Below are 6,700 nucleotides of genomic sequence, written 5' to 3' on the forward strand. Positions count from 1 at the left end.
CGCCCGCCCGCCCGCGCTATGCTCCATCAAAGCCCCGCCCGAGAGCCCCGATGACCGACGCCGCCGCCCTCCTCTCCGACCTCGTCGCGTTCCCCTCCGTCTGCCGCACGCCGAACGGCGCGATCGTCGAGTGGGTGCACGACATCCTCGCCCGCCACGGCGTCGAGGCTCACGTCCTGCCGGGGCCGGAGGGCGACCGCGCCAACCTGTTCGCCACGATCGGCCCACGCGACGTGCCGGGCATCGTCCTGTCGGGCCATCTCGACGTGGTGCCGGCCGGCGAGGGCTGGAGCGGCGATCCCTTCGCCCTGCGGGCGATCGGGGACCGTCTGGTCGGGCGCGGCGCCGTCGACATGAAGGGGTTCGTCGCCTGTCTGCTGGCGCTCGTGCCCGAGATGGTGCGCGCACCTCTCGCCCGCCCGATCCATCTCGCCCTGTCCTACGACGAGGAGGTCGGCTGCGTCGGCGTCCGCCACATGATCGCGCGGTTGCCCGAACTCTGCGCGACGCCTGAGGCCTGCATCGTCGGCGAGCCGTCCGAGATGCGTCCGGTCCTGCGCCACAAGGGCAAGGTGGCGGGGCGCCTGACCGTGCGCGGCCGGGCAGGCCATTCCTCGCGGCCGGACCTCGCCGACAACGCGGTGCATCTCGCCGCCGACATCGTCGGGCTGGTGCGCGGCCTGCACGAGGGGTTCTCCCGCCAGGGGCCGTTCCACCCGCTGTTCGAGCCGGCCGCCTCGACGCTCCAGGTCGGGATCATCGCCGGCGGCACCGGGGTCAACGTCGTGCCCGACACCTGCCGGATCGAGTGGGAGGCCCGCGCGGTGCCGGGCACCGACCCGATGACGATCCACGACGCGCTCCAGGCCGGCATCGAGACCCTCGTGGCACCGCTCCGCGCGGCCGGCCGCACGGTCGCGGTCGAGAGCGAGGTGCTGTCGCTCTACCCCGCCCTCGACCTGCCTGACGACGCTCCCTTGCGCGGCCTCGCCGAGGCCTGGTCCGGCCGCGAGGCCCTGGGGGCGGTGAGCTACGGCACCGAGGCCGGGCTGTTCCAGGCGGCCGGCATCCCGTCGATCATCTGCGGGCCCGGCCGCATCGCCGAGGCGCACCGGCCCGACGAGTCGATCGGGCGCGCCGATCTGGAGGAATGCTGCGCGATGCTGCGCCGCATCATCGGTCATCACAGTCGAAAATAGTTGAACCGGATCAATCTGCAGGCGTTGTCGGGTCCAGGATCTGAGGAATTCGGGATCCGACAGGAGAGCAGCATGCGTTCGATTTTCGCAGGACTCGCCGCCGGCCTTCTCGTCGCCGGCGCGGCGTCGGCCCAGACCGCCGCCCCCTCCGCGGCCCCCGGCACCATGGGCACCGGCACCATGCAGACGGGACCCGCCACCACCGGCACCGTGGCGCCGATGCAGAACAACACCGGCGGCGGCGCCGGCGGCGTGATCGCGCCCGGGCCGACCGGCGCCTCGACGATCACCAACAACTCGGCTGCCGGCGGCAATGCCGGCCAGCCCGAGCGGGCGGTGCCGCAGGGCAGCGGCAACAGCGGCGGCGGCAAGTAAGGCAAGCCTACTGACGTGGGGATGGAGCGCGCCGCGCGCCGTCCCCGCCTTGGCAACCGGCCGCGGCCTCGACAGTTTGAAGGCAACGATCCCCGGAGCGATCCGGGCCGTCCCCTTCAATCTGCCGAGGTCGCCCCATGGCCAGGACCGTGAGCAAATCCACCGGCAAGAAATCCACCGACAGGACGACCAAGACGGCGTCAGCCGGAAAACCCGCGAAGAAGCCCACGCGGAGAACGGCCGCACGCTCCGCCGAGGAGATCGCCGCCGAGGGGCACGCGATGTCCCTCGTGTTCCTGGCGGTCCTCGCCGACGAGCTCGCCGAGAAGATCCGGTCCGGGACCCTGGGGGCCACGCTTCCGGACCTGACGCTCGACGTCGTCACCCTGGACGGCGCGCCCGAGGCCCTGTTCGACCTCCTGGAGGCGGAAGGCGGCAAGAAGCGGCGCAACGAGGAGCGCTGCACCGCCCTGCTGATGCTGATCGGCGGCGCCCTCGGCGAACTCCGGATGGGCGTCCAGGCCGAGCAGGGCGGCCAGGCCGCGCTGACCCTCATGGGGCTGCTCGAGCGCCTCGTCGAGGCGGCCGAGGACGGTACGCTGCCGCCCGACCTGCTCCTGGGGCTCGCCCAGCAATTCAACGCGGCGCGGCTGCCGCTTCCGGACGAGGTGCGCGACCTGATCGTCGCGGCGGCGCGCGCGCCGATGGAGGGCGTGCCGGCCCCGACCCCGGAGGCGATCGCCGCCGATTTCGCGCAACTGGCCGAGGCGATGGATCACGACCCGTTCCTGATCCACGAGCAGCTCGGCGAGCAGTTCGCGCTCTTTCCCGACGACCTCCGCCGGACGGCGATCGGCGCCCTGATCGACTCGGACGTGCCGGCCATGGGCGAGGCCGCCCTCGGCTGGCTCCTCGATCCGGATCCGGACGTCGCCCGGGCGGTGGCCGAGCGCCTGGCCGCCGCGGCGGGGCGGGGCCGCGTCTCGGCGGCGAGCGCCGACCGGCTGGTGCGGATGCGGCCCTGGCTGCCGGAACCGGTGCAGGAGCCGGTCGCGGCGGCGATCAAAGCCTGCCGCGAGCGAGGGTTGAGCCCGCGACCCGCCGAGGCCGCCGGGCCGGCGCGCTCGGTCCGGTTCATCGCCACCGGCGTGGATGGCGGCGGGGCGCAGAGCCTCTTCGCCCTCGTCGACGGCGCCGACGGGCATGTCTTCGCGGCCCTGCTGATGAAGCACGGCCACGGCTTGCGCGAGACCGTGCTGCAGGACGATGTCGGCCCCGAGGGCGCCGCCCAGTTCCTCGACGGGATCGCGCGAAACATCGACTGCTTCGACACCTCGCCGGGCTTCGCCCGCGACCTGATCGCCCACGGCCTCGCCACCGGCCTGTCGGCGGGCGAGCCGCCGCCCTTCGAGCTGCTCCGCTTCCTCGATCTCGTCGGCCTGCCGCCGATCGCGCCGGCGCGCCTGGAGCCGGGTCAGATCGTGGCGCAGCTCCTCGACGGGCTGCCGGAGGAGCGCCGCTCGGACGGCGCCACGAACACGGCGCTCGCCGCGTCGGGCACCTGGGCGAAGGCCTACCACTTCCCGGAGAGCTGGTTCGAGCCGGACGGGATCAAGGTCACGGTCGCCACCCTCACCGCCGGCCGCAAGCGGCAGGGCGCGGTGCTGTCGCGGATCGTGGAGCCGCAGCGGGCCTATTTCGGAGAGCTGCTCGCCTGGATCGCCAAGGCCGCGCAGGGTGCGGCGGAGGCGGGCGCGCCGGCCAAGGTCGGCCGCGGCCGGCGCAAGATGCCGGCGGCCGAGGCCTGGATCGACCTCGCCCTCGTCGCCCGCGCCTTCCTGGACGAGACGCCGATCGACGAGATCCCGCTTGCCGCCGAGATCGCCCGTCAGACCCTCGCGGTGCAGCGCCGCGGCTGACGCCCGGCGCCATATCGCGATTCTATCGCGTGCACCCGTCGATGATATTGGATTACGACCTCCCGGCGCGGTAACACCGCGCCCAAGAGCAGGCCGGCTGCCGCCACGGCAGCCGGCCGCCACGGGAGGTTGAAGCATGAACGCCCACCAGCATTTCATCGGCGGCACCTGGACCGGTAGCGAGGCGACCCTGCCGGTCGTCAACCCGTCGCACGGCCAGGAAATGGCCCGCATCGCCCGCGGCGGCGCCAAGGAGATCGACGACGCCGTCAAGGCCGGCCACGCCGCCATGGACGGCGAGTGGGGCCGCCTCGACGCCGCCTCCCGCGGCCGGCTGATGCTGAAGCTCGCCGAGCTGATCCGCCGCGACGCCGACATCCTGGCCAAGATGGAGAGCGAGGATGTCGGCAAGCCGCTGACGCTCGCCCGCAACGACGCCCAGGTCTGCGCCCGCTACTTCGAGTATTACGGCGGCGCCGCCGACAAGGTGCACGGCGACACGATCCCGTTCCAGAACGGCTTCACGGTCATGACCGTCTACGAGCCGCACGGCGTCGTCGGCGTGATCGTGCCGTGGAACTACCCGCTCCAGATGACCGGCCGCTCGGTCGCCCCGGCGCTCGCCATGGGCAACGCGGTCGTGCTCAAGCCCGCCGAGGACACCTCGCTCTCGGCGCTCCACCTCGCCAAGCTCGCGGCCGAGGCCGGCTTCCCGGCCGGCAGCCTCAACGTGGTGACGGGCCTCGGCGAGGAGGCGGGCGCGGCGCTCGCCTCCCACAAGGGCATCCACCACATCAGCTTCACCGGCTCGCGCGAGGTCGGCACGCTGATCCAGACCGCGGCGGCCAAGAACACGATTCCGGTCACGCTCGAACTCGGCGGCAAGTCGCCCCAGGTCGTCTTCGCGGACGCCGACCTGTCGGAGGCCGGCAATGTGATCGTCAAGGCGATCACCCAGAATGCCGGACAGACTTGCTCGGCCGGCTCCCGCGTGGTGATCGAGGACACGATCTACGACAGCTTCGTCGCCGACCTCGCCAAGCGCTTCAAGGACCTGCGCGTCGGCTCGGGCGAGCAGGACCTCGACCTCGGCCCCGTCGTCAACGCCAAGCAGTGCGAGCGGGTGCAGGGCTACATCGACCTCGCCCGCCGCGACGGCCTGACCATCCTGGCCGAGGGCGAGCTCGGCACCAACGTGCCGGGCGACGGCTACTACGTCCGCCCGACCTTGATCGGCGACGTGCCGCCGGACCACCGCCTCGCCCAGGAGGAGATCTTCGGGCCCGTCCTGGTGGCGATCCGGGTGCGCGACGAGGCCGAGGCGCTGAAGGTGGCGAACGGCACCGAGTACGGGCTCGCCGCCGGCATCTGGACCTCGGATCTCGGCAAGGCGCTTCGCCTCTCGAAGGGCATCAAGTCGGGCCAGGTCTTCGTCAACAATTACGGCGCTGGTGGCGGCGTCGAGCTGCCCTTCGGCGGCGTGAAGGGCTCGGGCCACGGCCGCGAGAAGGGCTTCGAGGCGCTCTACGGCTTCGGCTCCATGAAGATGATCGCGATCAAGCACGGGGTCTGACATCATGGCTGCGGGGAGTGGGGCAGTGGGGAATAAGGTCCTGCCGCTCAGCGGCCTGACCGTGGTGGCGCTGGAGCAGGCGGTGGCGGCCCCCTACTGCTCCTCGCGCCTCGCCGACGCGGGCGCCCGCGTCATCAAGATCGAGCGGCCGGAGGGCGACTTCGCCCGCGGCTACGATGCCTCGGTGAACGGCCTGGCGAGCTACTTCGTCTGGCTCAACCGCGGCAAGGAGAGCCTGGTCGCCGACATCAAGGATCCGGGCGATGCCCGGCTCCTCCACGCCGTCCTCGCAACGGCCGACGTGTTCATCCAGAACCTGGCGCCGGGGGCGGCCGCCCGCGCCGGGTTCGGCTCGGACGAGCTGCGGGCGCGCTATCCGCGGCTCATCACCGTGGACGTCACCGGCTACGGCTCCGGGCATTCGTACTCGGACATGAAGGCCTACGACCTCCTGGTCCAGGCCGAGAGCGGGCTGGCCGAGATCACCGGCCACCCGGCCGGTCCTGGCCGGGTCGGGGTGTCGGTCTGCGACATCGCCTGCGGCATGGCGGCCCATTCCGCCGTTCTGGAGGCGCTGATCGCCCGCGGCATCACCGGCGAGGGGGCGAAGCTCGAGGTCAGCCTGTTCGACGGCATGGCCGACTGGATGAACGTGCCGCTGCTGTACTTCGAGGGAACCGGCCGGGCGCCGCAGCGGGTCGGCCTCGCCCACCCGTCGATCTGCCCCTACGGCGCCTTCCCGACCCGGGACGGGGCCCTGGTGCTGATCTCGATCCAGAACGAGCGCGAATGGCGCAAGTTCTGCACCGAGTTCCTGCGCCAGCCCGACCTGCCGTCGCGGGAGGGGTTCGAGAGCAACAACGCCCGGGTGGCGAACCGCCCCGAGGTCGATGCCGTGGTGGCGCGGGTCTTCTCGGACCTCAGCCGCGACGAGGCGGCGGCGCGGCTGCGCGAGGCCGGGACGGCCTTCGGCTTCGTCAACGGGCTCGCCGACCTCGTCTCGCATCCAGCGCTGCGGCGGGTGACCGTCGAGACCCATGCCGGTCCGGCCTCGATCGTGGCGCCGCCGGCGCTCCGCAACGGGCAGGCGCCGGTGCTGGGGCGCGTGCCGGGGATCGGCGAGCACAGCGAGGCGATCCGGCGGGAATTCGCAGCGTAGAGGTGAGGGCATCCGGCCCTGTCCAGATCTCTCGGCGTCATCCCGCGGCTCGTCGAAGACGAGAACCCGGGATCCATAACCGCCGACGTTCCAGAAGATGTCGGAACGCGCACCTCTTCATCCGGCATCGCCAGCGGTTATGGATCCCGGGTTCCGCTATCGCGGCCCCGGGATGTTGGGGTGGACGGCCCCCGCCGGCATCATAGGTGCCAGATTGGGGTCGTCTGAATACCCAACCGAGGAGACCGTCCGTGACGCAGATTAGCATCATCGGCCTGGACATCGCCAAGTCCGTCTTCCAGTTCGAGGCTCAGGACGCGCAAGGCGCCGTGGTGAGCACCGAGCGCCTGTCGCGCGACAAGCTGCTGCCGGCGCTCAAGAAGGTCCCCGCGACGATCGTGGCGATGGAGGCCTGCGCCACCGCCCATCACTGGGCCCGCCAGATCCGTGACCTGGGCCACGAGGTGCGGCTGCT

At 72.0% G+C, this 6,700-nt stretch carries 5 protein-coding genes and 1 pseudogene; all 6 read left to right on the forward strand.

Annotated elements, in window-relative coordinates; translation table 11 throughout:
* Nucleotides 1-50: 50 nt before the first annotated feature.
* Nucleotides 51-1,199, forward strand: a complete 1,149-nt coding sequence (argE, locus tag BM430_RS20155; RefSeq protein WP_093569033.1) for an acetylornithine deacetylase — start codon at nt 51-53, stop codon at nt 1,197-1,199.
* 72 nt (nt 1,200-1,271) lie between these two features.
* Entirely contained in the window at nt 1,272-1,574 is a 303-nt protein-coding gene (locus tag BM430_RS20160) for a hypothetical protein (protein ID WP_093569034.1), read from the forward strand.
* A gap of 281 nt (nt 1,575-1,855) precedes the next feature.
* On the forward strand, nt 1,856-3,493 hold the full coding sequence (locus BM430_RS20165; RefSeq protein ID WP_093569035.1) for a hypothetical protein: 1,638 nt from the start codon (nt 1,856-1,858) through the stop codon (nt 3,491-3,493).
* Nucleotides 3,494-3,629: 136 nt separating this feature from the next.
* Nucleotides 3,630-5,066, forward strand: coding sequence for an aldehyde dehydrogenase family protein (locus BM430_RS20170; RefSeq protein WP_093569036.1), 1,437 nt, complete (start codon nt 3,630-3,632; stop codon nt 5,064-5,066).
* Between the two features lie 25 nt (nt 5,067-5,091).
* Nucleotides 5,092-6,225 carry a CaiB/BaiF CoA transferase family protein gene (locus tag BM430_RS20175; RefSeq protein WP_244539572.1) on the forward strand — a complete coding sequence of 378 codons (1,134 nt, stop codon included), beginning with the start codon at nt 5,092-5,094 and terminating at the stop codon, nt 6,223-6,225.
* A 251-nt stretch (nt 6,226-6,476) separates the two neighbouring features.
* Nucleotides 6,477-6,700 (forward strand): annotated as a pseudogene (locus tag BM430_RS20180) (IS110 family transposase); the annotation flags it as partial.

The sequence above is a fragment of the Methylobacterium sp. 174MFSha1.1 genome (genome assembly GCF_900116815.1).
Classification (GTDB): domain Bacteria; phylum Pseudomonadota; class Alphaproteobacteria; order Rhizobiales; family Beijerinckiaceae; genus Methylobacterium.